The 17,014-nt window shown below is 71.5% G+C and carries 15 protein-coding genes; 7 read left to right on the top strand and 8 right to left on the bottom strand.

The features are described from left to right. Positions 1 to 38: 38 nt before the first annotated feature. Positions 39 to 866, bottom strand: coding sequence for a LuxR family transcriptional regulator (locus G3A44_RS02310; RefSeq protein ID WP_163455886.1), 828 nt, complete (start codon positions 864 to 866; stop codon positions 39 to 41). A gap of 202 nt (positions 867 to 1,068) precedes the next feature. Between G3A44_RS02310 and G3A44_RS02315 the strand changes: the two genes are divergently transcribed. Together G3A44_RS02315 and G3A44_RS02320 are read left to right on the top strand one after the other, a co-directional pair. Beyond that, positions 1,069 to 1,572 (top strand): DUF3237 domain-containing protein, encoded by a 504-nt coding sequence (locus G3A44_RS02315; RefSeq protein ID WP_163455887.1) that lies wholly within the window; start codon positions 1,069 to 1,071, stop codon positions 1,570 to 1,572. Positions 1,573 to 1,747: 175 nt separating this feature from the next. Next, positions 1,748 to 2,038: a hypothetical protein gene (locus G3A44_RS02320; protein ID WP_163455888.1), complete on the top strand. Its 291-nt coding sequence runs from the start codon at positions 1,748 to 1,750 to the stop codon at positions 2,036 to 2,038. A 117-nt stretch (positions 2,039 to 2,155) separates the two neighbouring features. On the opposite strand, the gene G3A44_RS02325 is transcribed toward G3A44_RS02320, so the two are convergent. The 6 genes from G3A44_RS02325 to G3A44_RS02350 form a co-directional block, all read right to left on the bottom strand. Continuing rightward, entirely contained in the window at positions 2,156 to 3,322 is a 1,167-nt protein-coding gene (locus G3A44_RS02325; protein ID WP_163455889.1) for a BMP family ABC transporter substrate-binding protein, read from the bottom strand. 78 nt (positions 3,323 to 3,400) lie between these two features. After that, a complete protein-coding gene (locus G3A44_RS02330; protein ID WP_163455890.1) occupies positions 3,401 to 4,321 on the bottom strand; it encodes an ABC transporter permease in 921 nt (306 codons plus the stop codon). Continuing rightward, positions 4,318 to 5,397, bottom strand: coding sequence for an ABC transporter permease (locus G3A44_RS02335; RefSeq protein WP_163455891.1), 1,080 nt, complete (start codon positions 5,395 to 5,397; stop codon positions 4,318 to 4,320). Before G3A44_RS02335 ends, G3A44_RS02330 begins: the two co-directional genes overlap by 4 nt. Further along, positions 5,384 to 6,931 carry an ABC transporter ATP-binding protein gene (locus G3A44_RS02340; protein ID WP_163456078.1) on the bottom strand — a complete coding sequence of 516 codons (1,548 nt, stop codon included), beginning with the start codon at positions 6,929 to 6,931 and terminating at the stop codon, positions 5,384 to 5,386. The genes G3A44_RS02335 and G3A44_RS02340 overlap by 14 nt, the downstream gene beginning before the upstream one ends. A gap of 172 nt (positions 6,932 to 7,103) precedes the next feature. Next, entirely contained in the window at positions 7,104 to 8,459 is a 1,356-nt protein-coding gene (gene guaD, locus G3A44_RS02345; protein ID WP_163455892.1) for a guanine deaminase, read from the bottom strand. 18 nt (positions 8,460 to 8,477) lie between these two features. After that, entirely contained in the window at positions 8,478 to 9,461 is a 984-nt protein-coding gene (locus G3A44_RS02350) for a LysR family transcriptional regulator (protein ID WP_163455893.1), read from the bottom strand. 92 nt (positions 9,462 to 9,553) lie between these two features. Between G3A44_RS02350 and xdhA the strand changes: the two genes are divergently transcribed. From xdhA to G3A44_RS02375, 5 genes are all read left to right on the top strand, one after another. After that, positions 9,554 to 11,158, top strand: a complete 1,605-nt coding sequence (gene xdhA, locus G3A44_RS02355; RefSeq protein ID WP_310734308.1) for a xanthine dehydrogenase small subunit — start codon at positions 9,554 to 9,556, stop codon at positions 11,156 to 11,158. Beyond that, the gene (xdhB, locus tag G3A44_RS02360) at positions 11,155 to 13,548 is read left to right on the top strand and encodes a xanthine dehydrogenase molybdopterin binding subunit (RefSeq protein ID WP_163455894.1); all 2,394 of its coding nucleotides are present in this window, start codon (positions 11,155 to 11,157) and stop codon (positions 13,546 to 13,548) included. Before xdhA ends, xdhB begins: the two co-directional genes overlap by 4 nt. Further along, positions 13,505 to 14,422, top strand: coding sequence for a xanthine dehydrogenase accessory protein XdhC (gene xdhC / locus G3A44_RS02365; protein ID WP_163455895.1), 918 nt, complete (start codon positions 13,505 to 13,507; stop codon positions 14,420 to 14,422). The genes xdhB and xdhC overlap by 44 nt, the downstream gene beginning before the upstream one ends. Before the next feature lie 140 nt (positions 14,423 to 14,562). Then, entirely contained in the window at positions 14,563 to 15,351 is a 789-nt protein-coding gene (locus G3A44_RS02370; RefSeq protein ID WP_310734309.1) for a sulfite exporter TauE/SafE family protein, read from the top strand. Positions 15,352 to 15,412: 61 nt separating this feature from the next. Further along, positions 15,413 to 16,108 carry a cupredoxin domain-containing protein gene (locus G3A44_RS02375; RefSeq protein WP_163455896.1) on the top strand — a complete coding sequence of 232 codons (696 nt, stop codon included), beginning with the start codon at positions 15,413 to 15,415 and terminating at the stop codon, positions 16,106 to 16,108. A 48-nt stretch (positions 16,109 to 16,156) separates the two neighbouring features. Here the strand turns inward: G3A44_RS02375 and G3A44_RS02380 are convergent, their stop codons facing one another. Continuing rightward, the gene (locus G3A44_RS02380; RefSeq protein WP_163455897.1) at positions 16,157 to 16,954 is read right to left on the bottom strand and encodes a Crp/Fnr family transcriptional regulator; all 798 of its coding nucleotides are present in this window, start codon (positions 16,952 to 16,954) and stop codon (positions 16,157 to 16,159) included. Positions 16,955 to 17,014: the final 60 nt, after the last annotated feature.

Below are 17,014 nucleotides of genomic sequence, written 5' to 3' on the forward strand. Positions count from 1 at the left end.
GGGGGGCCTTGTCATCCGAGAGTCTGACAGCCCAGGCCTCAGTGCCCGGCGCCCTGCACCAGGGCAAACAGCTCGCTGCGGAAATGCAGCCCCAGGCGGTCAAAGGCCCGCGCCCGGTAGGTTTTGACCGTGGCCACCGACAGGCTCATGTCGGCGGCAATGCCGTCATAGCTCCAGCCTTTGAGCAGGCGCTCGCACACCTCCAGCTCGCGCTCGGTGAGCGCCGGACAGCGACGCTGCAGGGCCTGGCGGTGGGTGGGTGCCACGGCCGCAGCGGCGTCACCTGGCGGCGGCGCCAGCCGCGCCTGCAAGGCCAGGTGGCGGCGCACGCCCGCCATCACCAGCGGGGCCAGGCGCACCAGCCGCTCCTGCTCCAGGGGATCAAAGGCGCCCTGGGTCCCGTGGCGGTAGAGGTTGACCGCCAACAGGCTGCCGTCCTGCTCCAGGGCGGCCACGCTCAGGCGCTCCACCACGTCATGCCGTGTGTAGATGGCCTCGCGGTGCTCCGCGCTGGGCGCCTCCTGCGCGGCCATGCGCAGCACCAGGGGCGCGGGCGGGCCGGGCTGGCGACGCACGAGGTCAAAGCTGGCATCGCGCCGGTACAGGCCGCCCAGGTAGGCGGCAAAGCAATCGCGGGTGGTGTCGGGCACCCCCAGCGCCGCCGAGCAGTGCAGCACGGGGGTGCGGCCAGGCCGCAGCCGGTACACCGACCACGAGCCGGCCCGCACCGCCTTGTTCAGGCTGTGCAGCGCCCCCTGGGCGAAATCGTGCTCACCCAACTGCTCGATCAGGCCCGCCAGGCAGGCCTGCTCGGCAGCCGCCCAGGCAGTGGAAACGGCAGGGGTGGCGGTGGACCAAACGTGCATGGCGGAGGGCTCGAGGCGACAGGGTGGGCAGGCGGGCGCGTGAAGCAGGCGGACTTGGGCGGACCTGTCCTCCTCTGGGATGACAGGCGCCGCCGGGACAGGCACTAGGCTCACAGACATGGCGTCTTGGCCCGATCCGGCGCCGATCCTAGGCGTGCCACCCCGCCGCCGGCATCCTGACTCACCCTGAATCCCGCCCGCCATGACAGAACCGCGCGACGCCCTCGCCTCCTACCCTGCGGACTTTCCGGCCCCACCCGGCTTGCAGCCCATGGCACGCATCCGCTGTGAGGTGGCCGCCCTGGTGACGCTGGGCCCCGGCCACCATGGCGAGCGCCGCTATGTGCCCTTGGGCCACGGCACGGTCGAGGGCCCCGAACTGCAGGGCACGCTGATGCCCGGCGGGGTGGACTGGCAGGTCCTGCGGGCCGACGCGGTGCTGGAGATTGCCGCCCATTACGTCATCCGCACGCCGGACGGCGCCCTGGTGGAGGTGCGCAGCGAGGGCTACCGCCACGGCCCGGCAGCGGTGATGGCCCGCCTGGCCGCCGGCGAGTCGGTCCCCCCGCAGGACTATTTCTTCCGCACCCTCATGCGCTTCCAGACCGGGGCGCCGGCCTGGGCCCACCTCAACCGGGTGATGGCCCTGGCGGTGGGTCGGCGCGAAGCGCGTGAAGTGCTACTGGACGTCTACCGCATCACCTGAGGTACGGCCACCGGGCCGCCGGCCAGGCCCCGCGAAACTTGATTTTCGTCAAGAAAACAACACCCTCGGGAAGATTACCCAGTTCAGGGGCACTTTCCCCTGCAACTTGTCAGATTGCCGACATGAGGGTGCCGGCATGATTCCGCTCAGTGTTAACCCTGAGTTGGAGGGCGCGATGACGATGCGTCAAATCCTGAGCGGCTGCGGCCTGGTGGTCGGCCTGTGGCTGTGCACCTGGACCGGGGCTGCGGCCCAGGCCGTGGCGGCGCCGCGGGCCGAGGCCTGCAACGCCGAGATGGGCAAGTTTGTGCAGGCACTGGACTTTGTGCGCGATGCGCAGGGCCCGCAGGCCGCCACGCAGCTGCGCGAGAAATTGCTGCCGGCCAAGCTGGAGGCCGAGCTGATGGGCCAGGACGGCACCTGCGCCGTGGTCAAGTACCTGCGCGGCAAACGCCTGCTGGGCTGAACTGCCGCGGCACGCGCTGGCGCCAGCCATGAAAAAAGGCCGCCGGGTCCGGGACCACGGCGGCCGTTCCAGAGCACCCCGGCAGGGGCGCCACCCGCGCTCAGCGGGAGGGGACGATCACTTGTCGCCCGGCACGCGGCCTTCCACGCCCTTGACGTAGAACTTGATGCCGCTCAGGAAAGCGTCGTCGGCCGCGGCGCCCTCAGCCAGCACCACCTTGCCGCCGTTGTCGGCGATCGGGCCCTTCCAGATCACGAAGCTGCCGTCCTTCAGGCCGGCCTTGATCTGGGCGATCTTCTCCTTGATCTCGGCGGGCACGTCCTCGGCGATGGAGACGATGTCGATGGCGCCTTCCTTGACACCCCACCAGGTCTGGCCGGTGGACCAGGTGCCGGCCAACTGGTCCTTGACGGCCTTGCTGTAGTACGGCGCCCAGTTGATGACGGCCGAGCCCAGGTGGGCCTTGGGGCCGTAGGCGGTCATGTCCGAATCCCAGCCGAAGGCGCGCTTGCCCTTCTCCTGCGCGGTCTTGAGCACGGCCGGCGAGTCGGTGTTCTGCATCAGCACGTCGGCGCCGCCGTTGATCAGGGTGGTGGCGGCCTCGGTCTCCTTGGGCGGGTTGAACCATTCGTTGACCCAGACCACCTTGGTCTTGATCTTCGGGTTCACGCTCTGGGCGCCCAGGGTGAAGCTGTTGATGTTGCGGATCACCTCGGGGATGGGAATGGAAGCCACCACGCCCAAGGTGTTGCTCTTGGTCATGGCGCCGGCAATCACGCCGGCCATGTAGGCGCCCTCGTAGGTGCGGCTGTCATAGGTCCGCATGTTGGGCGCGGTCTTGAAGCCGGTGGCGTGCTCGAAGCGCACGTCGGCGCTCTCGGCGGCGACCTTGAGCATCGGCTCCATGTAGCCGAAGGTGGTGCCGAAGATCATCTTGTTGCCCTGACCGATCAGGTCACGGAACACGCGCTCGGCGTCGGCGGCCTCGGGCACCTTCTCCACGAAGGTGGTCACGATCTTGTCGCCGAACTCGGCCTCCAGCGCCTTGCGGGCGTTATCGTGGGCGAAGGTCCAGCCGCCGTCGCCCACCGGGCCGACATAGGCGAAGGCGATCTTGAGCGGCTCGGGTTTGGCGGCAGCCGCAGAGGCCGGTGCCGACGCCGCCGGCGCAGCGGCCTCTTCCTTCTTGCCGCAGCCCACCAGGGCGGCGGTGGCCACCAGGGTCGCGGAGCCTGCGAGGGTGAGCAGGCGGCGTTTCTGGACGTTCAGGGTCGAGTCAGTCATGAAGTCTCCGTGTCAGAGAGCAGGGGGAAGGTAACCGCGGATATCAGGCGCCCGGGGCGGCGTCCCATCCGCCGTTGGTCAGTGCCCCGGGAAGAAAGGCTTGCCCAGCGAGGCCGGCATGTTCACGCGGATCCAGGTCGGGTTACGTGAGATCAGCACCAGCACCACGATGGTGGCCAGGTAGGGCAGCATGGTCAGCCACTGGCTGGGAATCTGCACCCCCTCGCCCTGCAGGTGGAACTGCAGCATGGTCACGCCGCCGAACAGGTAGGCCCCCAGCAGGATGCGGGCCGGACGCCAGGTGGCGAAGGTGGTCAGCGCCAGGGCGATCCAGCCGCGGCCGGCCACCATGCCCTCCACCCACAGCGGGGTGTAGATCACCGACAGGTAGGCCCCCGCCAGGCCGCACAGCGCGCCCCCGGCCACCACCGCCGCCAGCCGAATGCGGCGAACCGGATAGCCCAGGGCATGCGCGGATTCAGGCGACTCGCCCACCGCGCGCAGCACCAGGCCGGCCCGGGTGCGGTAGAGGAACCAGGCCAGGCCCAGCGCCAGCGCCACCGCCAGGTAGACCATGGGATGGTGCTTGAACAGGGCCGGCCCCACCAGCGGCAGGTCCGCCAGAAAGGGGATCTCGAACTTGAACCGGTCACCCAGCCGCTCCTGCGTGAAGCGGATGCCCACAAAGGCCGAGAAGCCCGAGCCGAACAGGCTGAGCGCCAGGCCGGTGGCGTACTGGTTGGTGTTGAGCCAGATGACCAGCACGCCGAACACGGCGGCCAGCGCGGCGCCCGCCCCCATGCCGGCGGCAAAGCCCAGCAGGTCGCTGCCGGTGCCCACGGCCGTGGCGAAGCCGGCGATGGCCGCCACCAGCATCAGCCCTTCAGCCCCCAGGTTGATGATGCCGGCGCGCTCGTTGATGAGCAGGCCCAGGCCGGCGATGGCCAGCACCGTGCCGGCGCTGAAGGTGGAGCCCAGCAGCAGGGCAAATTCATTCATCGCGAACCTCCGGCGCGGCCGGGATGGCCGATGCGGATGCGGTAGTGGATCAGGGTGTCACAGGCCAGCAGGGCAAAAAGCAGCAGGCCCTGGAAGACGCCGGTGAGGGCCTTGGGCAGGCCCAGGCGGCTCTGGGCCAGTTCGCCCCCGATGTAGAACATGCTCATCAGGATGGCCGAGAACACGATGCCCACCGGATGCAGCCGGCCCACATAGGCCACGATGATCGCAGCAAAACCATAGCCCGCGGGCACATAGGGCGTGAGCTGGCCCAGGGGGCCGGCGGCCTCCAGGGCCCCGGCCAGCCCGGCCAGGCCACCGGAGACCAGCAGGGCCGTCCACAATGCGGCGCGAGAGGAGAAGCCGGCATAGCGGGCCGCCGCGGGAGCCAGGCCGCCCACCTGCAACGCAAAGCCGCGGTAGGTGCGGAACAGGAAGGCCCACAGCGCCCCCACGGCCGCCAGGGCCACCACCACGCCCAGGTTGGCGCGCAGCCCCTCCACCAGGCGCGGCACCTTGGTGGCCGCGGCAAAGGTGATGGTCTGCGGGAAGTTGTAGCCGTTGGGGTCCTTCCAGGGGCCGTAGACCAGGTAGCCCAGCACCTGGTCGGCCACGTAGACCAGCATCAGGCTGACCAGGATCTCGCTGGCGTTGAAGCGGTCACGCAGCAGGGCCACCACGCCGGCCCAGAGCATGCCGCCCAGCATGCCGGCCGCCAGGATGGGCAGCAGCACCCAGCGGGAGCTGTCGGGGCCGGCCTGCATGGCCACGCCGCCGGCAAAGATGGCGCCCAGGACAAACTGGCCCTCGGCGCCGATGTTCCAGACGTTGGAGCGGAAGCACACCGCCAGGCCCAGGGCGATGAGCACCAGGGGCACAGCCTTCACGCTGAGCTCCGACCAGGCATAGGCGCTCTTGACGGGCTCCCACAAAAACACCTGCAGGCCTTTGACCGGATCCTTGCCCAACAGCGCGAACAGTGCCACGCCAATGAGCACGGTCAGCGCCAGGGCGATCAGCGGCGAGGTGTAGGACAGCAGCCGCGAGGGCTGGGGGCGCACTTCAAGCCGCAGCATGGCGCACCTCCGCGGCCTGGGGGGCGGCCGCCTGGCCACCGGCTGAGGGCCAAAGGCCTGACATCCATTCTCCGATCATCTCTCGCGTGGCCTGGGCGACCGGCACCGACGGGGACATGCGGCCCTGGGCCATCACCACCAGCCGGTCCGACAGTTCAAACAGCTCGTCGAGCTCCTCGCTGACCACCAGCACCGCGCAGCCCTGGTTGCGCAGGGCCAGCAGGGCACTGCGGATCTGGGCCGCGGCCCCCACGTCCACGCCCCAGGTGGGCTGGGCGATGATGAGCAGGCGGGGTTGGGCGTCGATCTCGCGGCCGACGATGAACTTCTGGAGGTTGCCGCCCGAGAGGCTGCGGGCGGCGGCGTCCGGGCCGCCGGCCTTGACGTTGAAGCGCTGGATCAGGCTGCGCGCCAGCTCACGCATGGCGGCGGTGCGCAACCAGCCGCCGCGGCCCACCGGCTCACGCCGGGTGAGCAGGGTGTTGGCCGCCAGCGAAAGGGTGGGCACCGCGCCGCGGCCCAGACGCTCCTCGGGCACGAAGTGCAGGCCGTCCTGGCGGCGCCGGCGCGGGCTGCTGCGGGCAATGTCACGGCCGAACAGCCGGATGCTGCCCGCCGGGGCCCGCGGGTCCTCGCCCGAGAGCGCGGCCATCAGGGCCTGCTGCCCGTTGCCGGACACCCCGGCCACCCCCAGGATCTCGCCGGCGCGCACTTGCAGGCCGACCTCGCGCAGCGTCACGCCAAAGGGGTCCTGCTGCGGCAGGTCCAGGCCCTGCACCTGCAGCACCACCTCGCCAGCCCGGTCGTCTCGGGCGGTCAGGGCCGGCGGCTCGGCCCCGATCATCAGGCGCGAGAGGCTGGCGTTGCTCTCCCGCCGGGGATCGACCTCGCCAGTGACCTGGCCGCCGCGCAACACGGTGCAGTGGTGGCACAGCGCGCGGATCTCGTCGAGCTTGTGGCTGATGTAGAGGATGCTGCAGCCTTCGTCGCTGAGCTGGCGCAGGGTGACGAAGAGCTTGTCCACCGCCTGGGGGGTGAGCACCGAGGTGGGCTCGTCCAGGATCAGCAACTGCGGCTTGGTGAGCAGGGCGCGCACGATCTCCACCCGCTGGCGCTCGCCCACGCTCAGGGTGTGCACCGGACGGGCCGGGTCCACCGGCAGGCCGTAGCCTTCGGCCACCTCGGTGATGCGGCGGGTCACGTCGGCCAGGCTCATGGACTTGTCCAGGCCCAGCCACACGTTCTCGGCGGCGGTCAGGGTGTCGAACAGCGAGAAGTGCTGGTAGACCATGCTGATGCCCAGCTGGCGGGCCTGGGCCGGGCTGCCCACCTTGACGGGCTGGCCGTTCCAGCGCACGGTGCCGGCGTCCGGGGCGGTGGCGCCGTAGATGATCTTCATCAGCGTGGACTTGCCCGCGCCGTTCTCGCCCAGCACAGCGTGGATCTGGCCGGGGGCCACCTGCAGGCTGACGTTGTCGTTGGCCCGCACCGCGGGGTACTGCTTGGTGATGCCCTGTAGTTCTAGACGGAGCATGGGGGAGGTATGGGTCATGCGCGGAGTGGGTCCGGGGCGTGAAAGGCAGACGGACGCCGCCGGACGGCAATTGTCGCCGCTGACAACGCCGCCGCACCAGATTGGTGAGTCGCCGGGCGGACTGCGGCGGTCTCAGGGGCAACTTCCGTTCCAGCGGTGTGGCGGCGGCACCTCACACCCGCCTCCCGGCCACCCAGGTGGCCAGCCGGTTGTGCTCACCGCTCAGGGTCAGCCAGGCGAAGACCCGGGCGTGCAGGCTCTGCACCGGCAGACCGGGCACCTGGCCGCGGGCGACGGCGTCGCGGTGCTCGGCCACCGGGCCGTCGGCCCAGCGCCAGGCCACCACATCCGCCAGGCGGCCGGGCTCCAGCAGGCCGACCTCCTGGTCCAGGCCCAGCGCCTGTGCTGCCCCTTGCGTGGCCGCATGCAGGGCCGCCCAGGCCGACAGGCGCACGCCGCGCAGGGCCTGCACCTTGTAGGCGTCCAGCAGCGTGCGCTGCATCGACAGGCTGGTGCCCCCACCCACGTCGCTGGCCAGGCTCACCGGCACGCCCTGGCGCTGGGCCGCCGCCCAGTCAAACAGGCCGCTGCCCAGGAACAGGTTGGAGCTGGGGCAGAAGGCGATCTGCGCGCCGGTGTCGCGCAGCAGCGCACGGTCCGCATCGTCCAGCCAGATGCCGTGGGCCAGCACTGCGCGCTCACAGAGCAGACCGGCACGGCGGTAGACGTCCAGGTAGCTGCGCGCCTGCGGAAAGAGCTCGGCCACCCAACGCACCTCGTCGGTGTTCTCGGCCACATGGGTCTGCATGTACAGGCCGGGGTGGTCCCGCATCAGCGCCCCGGCCATGGCCAGCTGGGCCGGCGTGCTGGTGGGGGCAAATCGTACCGTCACCGCATAGGCGTTACGCCCCTGGCCGTGCCAGCGGGCAATGAGCCGCTCGCAATCGGCCCGGGCACCGTCCACATCGTCACGCAGGCCCTCGGGGGCATGCCGGTCCATCAGCACCTTGCCGGCAATGAGCCGCATGCCCTGACGCTGTGCCGCGGCAAACAGCGCCTCGGCCGCCACCGCATGCACCGTGGGAAACACCACCGCTGCGGTGGTGCCGTGCGCCAGCAGGGCCTGCACAAAGAGGTCCGCGCCAGCCCGGGCCACCGCCGGATCGGCAAACCGCCGCTCCGCCGGGAAGGTGTAGGTCTCGAGCCAATCCAGCAAGCTGGTGCCGTGGCTGGCGATCACGTCCAGCTGCGGGCAGTGCACATGGGTGTCGATGAAACCTGGCAGCAGCAACTGGCCGCGGTGGTCGTGGGGCGCCCAGTCAGCCCCCGGCGCCTGATCGGGCGGCAGCACCGCGGCGATTCGGCCGTCCTCGACCAGCAGCCAATGGTCGGGGCGCCAGCGCGCCGCCTGCGCCGAGGTGTCCTCCAGCGCCGGAGCCAGGGGAAAGTCCAGCAGATCCGCCTGCAGCGCCAGCCGCACAGGGCCGCGCGGCTGGGCCGCGCTCAGGGGGGAGAGGGATTCAGGCATGGTGGAAGTGTCGGTCAGTCAATCGGTCGCCTGCACGGCCAGCTCGGCCGGCGCCGGGCCATCCACCAGCTCACGCGCCACCGCGCGCACCTGCTCGCGCACCCAGCGCAGCGCCGCCGAGGCATGGGTGCGGTCATGCCAGAGCTGGTAATAGGCCATGGGCGGAAAGGCCAGCGGACAGGGCACCACCCGCACCGGCAGCCGCCCCACATGGCGCAGGCAGAACAGGCGGCCGGTGGTGAGCACCAGGCCGCTGCCAGGCAGCATCTGGGGCACCAGCCCGAAATGCGCGCTGCGCACCGCGACATGCCGGCGCAAGCCCTGCTGGGCCAGGTAGTCGTCGATCACGCCGCGCGCACCGGGATGCAGCGGTGTGGGAGCCACATGGTCCGCGGCCAGGTAGCGATCGGCTGTCCAGGCCGCCGGCTGCCGCACGGCAGCATGGTCCTCCCCCACCAGGCAGACCACCTCGTCGGTCAGCAGCCGGCCCAGGTGCAGCTCCCCGGGAGGCTGCAGCCAATTGCCCACCACCAGGTCGAACTCGCCACTGGCCAGCCGCGCCCGGTAGTCAGAGTCGGCCGACAGCGGATGCAGCACCAACGACAGGCCGGGCGCCAGACGCCGCAGACGGCGCACCAGGCTGGGGGCGAACAGGGGATCCAGGTAGTCGCTGGTGGCCAGATGCACCGTCAAGGTCGCGTTGGCGAGGTCAAAGCTCCGGCCCGCCCGGGCCGGGCCGAAGAGAACGTCGGCCTCGCGCAGCAAGCGCTCGGCCGGCCCCAACAGGGCCAGCGCGCCCGCCGTGGGCACCAGGCCGGTGCCCGCACGCACCAGCAGGGGATCGCCGGTCAGGCCCCGCAGCCGGCGCAGCTGCGCACTGACCTGCGGCTGGGTGCTGCCCAGACGCAGGGCAGCACGGGAAACGCTGCGTTCAGAAATCACGGTGAACAGGACCCTCACAAGCTGGAGGTCGATGTTGGCGGCAGGCAGGGTCGGCGTCATATGCCCATCGTTATGCAATCCATACGCCAGGTCGTCATCCGGATCGGCCCGGAGGCGGCACGCTTGGCGTCCTGTCCTGGAGCCTGAGACCCGTGACCCCTTCCCCCAGCCCCCTGCCCGACGGCCCCGCGCCGGTGCGATTCGTCTTCCGCGGCCAGCCGGTGGCCGTGCCCCTGGGCGACCCCACGCGCACCGTGCTGCAGTGGCTGCGCGAGGACGCCCGCCAGTGCGGCACCAAGGAGGGCTGCGCCGAGGGCGACTGCGGCGCCTGCACCGTGCTGGTGGCCGAACTGGACACCGACGCCGCCGCAACGGCTGCCGCCCCCCTGCCAAGCGCCACCGGACACGGCGCCGCCGTGCGGGCCGAGGGCTTGCGCATCCGCCCCGTCAACGCCTGCATCCGCTTTCTGCCCAGCCTGCATGGCAAGGCCCTGCTGACGGTGGAAGACCTGGCGCCACCGCCGACGCCGGGTGGCCCGGCCCCCCGCCTGCACCCCGCGCAGCAGGCCCTGGTGGACTGCCATGGCAGCCAATGCGGTTTCTGCACCCCGGGCTTCGTGATGACGATGGCCGCCCTGCACGAGGCCCATGCCCGCCAGCCCACGGCCCCAGCACCCGACCGCGCCGCGCTGGCCGAAGGGCTGGCAGGCAACCTGTGCCGCTGCACCGGCTACCGCCCCATCCTGGACGCCGCCCAGCAGATGCTGGCCGACCCCGTGCCCCGCCTGCCGCTGGCCGGTTTGCGGCCCCACCTGCTGGCCCTGCAGGACGCCCCCACCCCGGCCACCGAGCCAGGCGCCGCTCCCGCCTGGCAAGCCCCCCGGCAACTCGACGAGCTGGCCCGCCTGCGCCTGGCCCATCCCGAGGCCCGCCTGCTGGCCGGTGGCACCGACATCGGTCTGTGGGTGACCAAGCAGTTCCGCCCCCTGGGCCCGCTGATCTGGCTGGGCGATGTGGCCGAACTGCAGCAGTTGCAGGCCACACCCGACGGCCTGGAGATCGGGGCCGCCGTGCCACTGGAAGACGCCTGGGCCGCCCTCACCCACCACTGGCCCGCGCTGCGCCCACTGTGGAGGCGTTTTGCCGGTCCGCCGGTGCGCCACGCCGGCACCCTGGTGGGCAACCTGGCCAACGGCTCGCCCATCGGCGACGCGGCCCCGGTGCTCATGGCGCTGGGCGCGGCGCTGCGCCTGCGCCGCGGCAGCGCCGAGCGCTGGCTGGCGCTGCAAGACTTCTACCTCGGCTACCAGCAGAACGCCTTGCAACCCGGTGAGTTCGTGCAATCGGTGCGGGTGCCGTGGCTCACGGCGCCCGGCCTTGACAGCGCCACGTCCCGCGGCTGGACGGTGCAGGCCCACAAGGTGAGCAAGCGCCGTGAATGCGACATCTCCGCCGTGAGCGCCGGCCTGGCCTTGCAGCTCGGGCCTCCACCGGCCCCGGGCGCGCCGCCCGTGGTGCAGGACGTGCGCCTGGCCTTTGGCGGCATGGCCGCCACCGTGCGCCGTGCCGCAGGCGCCGAGGCCGCACTGCGCGGCCAGCCCTGGACGCCGGAGCGCCTGGCCGCCGCCCAGCAGGCCCTGGACCAAGACTTCACCCCCTTGAGCGACCTGCGGGCCAGCGCCGCCTACCGCCAGCGGGTGGCCCGCGCCCTGCTGCAGCGCCTGTGGCTGGCCACCGCCGAAGGAGGTGCCGCATGAGCACGCCCACCGCGCCCCGCAACACACCGCAGACCCCACCGGCCCCCCCTGAGGCCACCCCAGTGGTGGGCCAGCCGCTGCCCCATGAATCCGCCACACTGCATGTGACCGGCCGCGCGGCCTATTGCGATGACCTCCCCGAGCCCGTCGGCACCCTGCATGCCGCGCTCGGCCTGTCGCCCGTGGCCCATGGCCGCCTGCACGGCCTGGACCGCGAGCGCCTGCTGGCCCAACCTGGCGTGGTGGCGGTCTTCACCGCCGCCGACCTGCCGGGCGAGAACAACGTGGGCCCCATCCTGCACGACGATCCCATCCTGGCCGACGGCACCCTGCGCTACCTGGGCCAGCCGGTGTTTGCGGTGGTGGCGCACAGCCGCGAAGCCGCCCGCCGCGCTGCCGCACTGGCCAGCCAGGTGCTGCACATCGAACCCCTGCCCGCACAGCTGGACCTGCGCGCCGCCCATGCCGCGCAAGACTGGGTGGTGCCGCCCATGCACCTGACCCGCGCCACCCACCCGGGCGGCGTGGACCAGGCCCTGGCCGAAGCGCCGCATCAGCTCACCGGTCACTTCAGCCTGGGCGGACAGGAGCAGTTCTACCTGGAAGGCCAGATCAGCTTCGCGCTGCCGCAGGACGACGGCGGCCTGCTGCTGCACTGCTCCACCCAGCACCCCAGTGAGATGCAGGCCCTGGTGGGCCATGCGCTGGGCCTGCCGCTGCATGCGGTGCAGGTGAGCTGCCGGCGCATGGGCGGCGGTTTTGGGGGCAAGGAGTCGCAGTCCGCCCTGTTCGCCTGCGTGGCCGCCCTGGCCGCGCAGCGCTTGAACCGGCCGGTCAAGCTGCGGCCCGACCGGGATGACGACTTCCTGATCACCGGTCGGCGCCACGGCTTCGAGTTCGACTGGACCGCGGGCTTTGACGACCAAGGTCGGCTGCTGGCGCTGGAGATCACCCTGCTGGGGCAGGCCGGGCATTCGGCAGACCTGTCACCGCCCGTCATGACCCGTGCGCTGTGCCATGTGGACAACGCCTATTGGTTGCCCAATGTGGCGCTGCACGGCTACCTGCCGCGCACCCACACCCAGAGCAACACGGCGTTTCGCGGCTTCGGTGGCCCGCAGGGCGCCCTGGTGACCGAGGTGATCCTGGACACCGTGGCCCGCCACCTGGGCCTGGATCCGCTGGCGGTGCGCCAGGCCAACTACTACGGCGTGGGTGAGCGCCACCTCACGCCTTATGGCCAGCCAGTGGTGGACAACGTGCTGGAGCCGCTCACCAACGAGCTGTTGACCAGCAGCGCCTATGCCCGGCGCCGGGCCGAAATCGCCGCCTTCAACGTCGGCTCCCCCTGGGTCAAGCGGGGCCTGGCCTTCAGCCCGGTCAAGTTCGGCATCTCCTTCAACGTGAACCACTACAACCAGGCCGGCGCGCTGGTGCACTGCTACCTGGACGGCTCGGTGCTGGTGAACCATGGCGGCACCGAGATGGGCCAGGGCCTGAACACCAAGGTGGCCCAGGTGGTGGCCCACACGCTGGGCCTGCGGCTGGACCAGGTGCGCTGCAGTGCCACCGATACCAGCAAGGTGGCCAACACCAGCGCCACGGCCGCCTCCACCGGCGCGGATCTCAATGGCAAGGCCGCCCAGGTCGCCGCGCTCGCCCTGCGCGAGCGCCTGTGCGCCGTGGCTGCCCAAGGCTGGGGCGTGCCGGCGTCCGAGGTGCAATTGCACAGCGGCCACGCCTGGGCACCAGACGGCCGCCACCTGGCCTGGGCCCTCCTGGTGCAGCAGGCTTACCTGGCGCGGGTACAACTGTGGGCGGACGGCTTCTACGCCACCCCCGGCCTGCACTGGGACCGCCAGACCCTCACCGGCCGCCCGTTCTACTACTTTGCCTACGGGGCGGCGGTGAGCGAGGTGGAGCTGGACACCCTGACCGGGGAGTGGACCCTGCGCCGTGCCGACCTGCTGCATGACGTGGGCGCCTCCCTCAACCCGGCACTGGACATCGGCCAGGTCGAAGGTGCCTTTGTCCAGGGCATGGGCTGGCTGACCAGCGAGGAGCTGGTGTGGCACCCGGTGAGCGGCAAGCTGCTCACCCACGCGCCGTCCACCTACAAGATCCCCACCGCGGGCGATGTGCCAGACGCCTTGCACACCCGGCTGTTCCAGAACCGCAATGCCGAGGACACGGTGCACCGCAGCAAGGCGGTGGGCGAGCCGCCGCTGCTGCTAGGCTTCTCGGTGTTCCTGGCCCTGCGTGACGCGGTGGCCGCGGCCGGCCCCGCCGGCTGCCAGCCGCCACTGCGCGCCCCTGCCACCCCCGAGAGCCTGCTCAACGCCCTGGATGCCGTCCGAAGCCCTGCCCCCCCTGCCGCCCCTGGCGTCTGACGACGCCCCGCTGCCCGCCGAACCCGCCCGGCCGGTGCTGCCCGGACTTCCCGGCCCCACCGAAGCCGACGCTGCCCTGGCCGCGCACTGGCTGGCCGGCGGTGCGCCGGCGCTGGTGGTCGAGGTCATACAGGCCCGGGGCTCCGTGCCGCGCCCCGACGGCACCCGCATGCTGGTGAGTGCGGGCGCCGTGGCCGGCACCGTGGGTGGCGGCCACCTCGAATGGCAGGCCATCCTCAAAGCGCGCGAACTGCTGGCCGCCGCCCCCCCGGGTCGCCCCCCCGCGGCGCTGGACTGGCCCCTGGCCCTGGGCCCCAGCCTGGGCCAATGCTGCGGGGGCGCGCTCACCCTGCGCCTGCGTCCGCTGGAGGCCGCCCGGGTGGCGGACTGGCCGGCGCCGGCGCGCCGCTTCCGGCTGCACCTCTTCGGGGCCGGCCATGTCGGCCGGGCCCTGGCCCGGGTGTTGGCCGAACTGCCCTGCGAGGTCTGGTGGGTCGATGAGCGGGAGGCGGAATTTCCCCCCGGCCCGCTGCCCAGCCACCTGCACCCGGTGTGTGTGGAGTCGGTGGAAGCCGAGGTGGACCAGGCCCGCCCGGGCGATGCCTTTCTGGTGCTCACCCACAGCCACGAGTTGGACCTGCGCCTGACGCAGGCGATCCTGAAGCGCGGCGACTTCGGCTGGTTCGGCCTGATCGGATCGGCCACCAAGCGGGCCCGATTCGAGCGCCGACTGCGTGAGCGGGGCATCCCCGAGGCCACGCTGGCGCGCCTGTGCTGCCCCATCGGCCTGCCCGGCATGACCGGCAAGGAGCCCGGGGTCATCGCGGTGGCCGTGGCCGCCCAGCTGCTGCAGACCTTCCCCGCCCCCCGCTGAACGTCGGCATCAGGGCCGGCGCGCCAATTCAGACACATATTCTTTTAGGGGCTGTCCCGGCGCCCGCGCCGCGTGGTGGGACAATCCCGGTGGTCGTCGCGCATCCCGCGTGGGCGCGCGCGTCTGCTGGAGGAAACCCTGTGTTCATCGATGGAATCACCGCCCTGGCCGGCCTGTTCGTGGGCGTGGTCGTGGGCGTCACCGGCGTGGGCGGCGGCGCCCTGATGACGCCCATCCTGGTGCTGCTGTTCGGCGTGTCGCCCCAGACCGCGGTAGGCACCGACCTGCTGTATGCCTCCATCACCAAGATCTTCGGCACCGCCGTGCACCACAACCACGGCACGGTGGACTGGCAGGTGGTCCGTCGCCTGGCCTGGGGCAGCCTGCCCGCCGCCGCGCTCACCCTGGCCTGGATGAGCCTGTCGGGCACCCACCGGGTCAAGGACGGTTTCATCATCGACGCAGTCGGCGTGATGCTGATCCTCACCGCCTTCGGCATCCTGTTCAAGAACCAGATGCAAGGCCTGGGCCGCCACATCCGGGTTTCCAACAGCGACGCCTTCAAGCATGTGCAGCCGGTGCTCACCGTGGTGGCGGGCGCCGTGCTGGGTGTGCTGGTCACGCTCACCTCCATTGGCGCGGGCGCCCTGGGCACGGTGATGCTGGTGTACCTCTACCCCCTGCGCCTGAACTCATCCAAGCTGGTGGGCACCGACCTGGCACATGCCATCCCTCTGGCCCTGGTGGCGGGCCTGGGTCACCTCACCATGGGGAATGTGGACTACCGCCTGCTGGTCAACCTGCTGATCGGCTCGGTGCCGGGCGTGCTGCTGGGTGCGCTCGTCAGCACCCGCGCACCGCTTCACCTGATCCGCATCGCCATCTCACTGGTGCTGTTGGCCGTGGCCGTCAAAATGCTCATGAGCTGAGCCGGCGCCGGGTTCCGCGGCCCGGGCCACGCCCCACACGTCGTCTGACGCAAGGAGTCCCATGTCCCTGAGCCTGCCCCCCTCGCCCGCCGCCTTGCGCTTTTTCTGGCTGTTGAGCCTGACCAGCGCCGCCGCCACCGCCCCCGCCGCCGACTTCACCATCTCAGTGCAGAAGGCAGACGGCAGTCCGGCCGCGGACACCGTGGTGGCCCTGGAGCCCGCCCGGGCCGTGCCCCCCCAGCCGCCGACCGAACCGGTGGTGATCACCCAGCGCGACCTGCGCTTCGTGCCCTATGTGACCGTGGTGCCGCCCGGCACGGTGCTGCGCTTCTCCAACCAGGACCGCTACGACCACCACGTGCGCTCCATGCCCGGCGGCCCCTTGGGCAATGTGCCACCGGCACAGCAGTTCGAGCTGCGGCTCAAGGCCTTCGCCGACGGCCGCAGCGACAGCGCCGACGTGAAGGTGGATACCCCTGGCGCCATCACCTTGGGCTGCCACATCCACGGCTCCATGCGCGGCCATGTGATGGTGGGCACCAGCCCCTGGACCGCCGTGACCGATGAACATGGTCAGGTGCGTCTGCGCGGTGTGCCCGACGGTGCGGTGCAACTGCGGCTCTGGCACCCCGATCAGCTGGTGGAGCAGCCGGTGCAGACCCTGCAGTCCGGCGCGGCCGCCCAGCTGGTGCAGGCCACGCTGAACTTCAATCCCCGCAAGCGCAGGGCACCCGCCCCTCCGCCCCCGGCGCGCTGAAGGCGCGACGGCGCCGTCCGGAGCCAGCCCCCCCGGGTGGGCGCCGGCTCAGGCCTGGGCCAAGCGGGTCAGGGCCGTGGCGTCCAGCACATGGACGGTGTAGCCCTCCACGCGGATCATGCCCTGGCCGCTGAAGCTGCGCATCAGCCGCGACAGGGTCTCCGGGGTGATGGCCAGCTGGGAGGCGATGTCCCGCTTGCGCATGGGCAGCTGCACCACGCTGGCCTGCCCGCAGCGGCCCAGCAGCCAGGCCGCCAGCCGGCCTGGTGCGTCGCGGTGCATCAGGTCATGGGTGTTGAGCGCCATGGCCCGGCTCTCGCCCGCCAGGGTGAGCAGCAACTGGCGCGACACCAGGGACTGCTCGTCCAGCAGCGCCATCAGAGGCTCGCACGGCAGCTCGATCACCGTGCTCGGGGTCATGGCGCGCGCGTCTGCGGTGTAGCAGGTGCCCAGCAGGCCGTTGCACAGGTCCAGCCAACCCGGTCCGTGCACATGGCGTTCGGTCCGGAAACCCCCTTCTTCCTGGCGGTGGCCCACGGCGACGTCGCCCTCGAGCACCAGCACCGGCCCCCGCGCCAGCTCCCCCTGGCAGAAGACCAGGGCCCCGGCAGGCAGGCGCCGGCCGCGAGCCACCTCGTTGAGCGCGGCGGCATCCTGGGCCGCCAGGTTGGCCCCCCCCAGCGCCGCCGCCCAGCCGCCGACATCGGGCAGCAGGTGGCGGGGCCCGGCGGGCAGATCGGCCAGCCCGTTCCCGGCCAAGGCGCGGGAACTGGCCCGCAGTCGGGTCAGCGGCGCGCGGTCCGGGGGCAGGACGGTATCGGACGGGCAGGCGGTCATCGGGTCCATGGGGATAGGCGTCTGAAGGCCCCAGGCAGCCCAGCAAGGCTGAGCCGTTCCCACCGGTCG

The organism is Ideonella livida, assembly GCF_010499455.1.
Classification (GTDB): Bacteria; Pseudomonadota; Gammaproteobacteria; order Burkholderiales; family Burkholderiaceae_C; genus Ideonella; species Ideonella livida.

Excerpts from the sequence above, each read along its gene's own strand:
- G3A44_RS02340 (WP_163456078.1), bottom strand. The coding sequence starts at position 6,931 with ATGCTCCGTCTAGAACTACAGGGCATCACCAAGCAGTACCCCGCGGTG.
- G3A44_RS02350 (WP_163455893.1), bottom strand. The coding sequence starts at position 9,461 with ATGACGCCGACCCTGCCTGCCGCCAACATCGACCTCCAGCTTGTGAGG.
- G3A44_RS02315 (WP_163455887.1), top strand. The coding sequence starts at position 1,069 with ATGACAGAACCGCGCGACGCCCTCGCCTCCTACCCTGCGGACTTTCCG.
- G3A44_RS02375 (WP_163455896.1), top strand. The coding sequence starts at position 15,413 with ATGTCCCTGAGCCTGCCCCCCTCGCCCGCCGCCTTGCGCTTTTTCTGG.
- xdhB (WP_163455894.1), top strand. The coding sequence starts at position 11,155 with ATGAGCACGCCCACCGCGCCCCGCAACACACCGCAGACCCCACCGGCC.
- G3A44_RS02325 (WP_163455889.1), bottom strand. The coding sequence starts at position 3,322 with ATGACTGACTCGACCCTGAACGTCCAGAAACGCCGCCTGCTCACCCTC.
- guaD (WP_163455892.1), bottom strand. The coding sequence starts at position 8,459 with ATGCCTGAATCCCTCTCCCCCCTGAGCGCGGCCCAGCCGCGCGGCCCT.
- G3A44_RS02335 (WP_163455891.1), bottom strand. The coding sequence starts at position 5,397 with ATGCTGCGGCTTGAAGTGCGCCCCCAGCCCTCGCGGCTGCTGTCCTAC.
- G3A44_RS02310 (WP_163455886.1), bottom strand. The coding sequence starts at position 866 with ATGCACGTTTGGTCCACCGCCACCCCTGCCGTTTCCACTGCCTGGGCG.
- G3A44_RS02320 (WP_163455888.1), top strand. The coding sequence starts at position 1,748 with ATGACGATGCGTCAAATCCTGAGCGGCTGCGGCCTGGTGGTCGGCCTG.
- G3A44_RS02330 (WP_163455890.1), bottom strand. The coding sequence starts at position 4,321 with ATGAATGAATTTGCCCTGCTGCTGGGCTCCACCTTCAGCGCCGGCACG.
- G3A44_RS02380 (WP_163455897.1), bottom strand. The coding sequence starts at position 16,954 with ATGGACCCGATGACCGCCTGCCCGTCCGATACCGTCCTGCCCCCGGAC.
- xdhC (WP_163455895.1), top strand. The coding sequence starts at position 13,505 with ATGCCGTCCGAAGCCCTGCCCCCCCTGCCGCCCCTGGCGTCTGACGAC.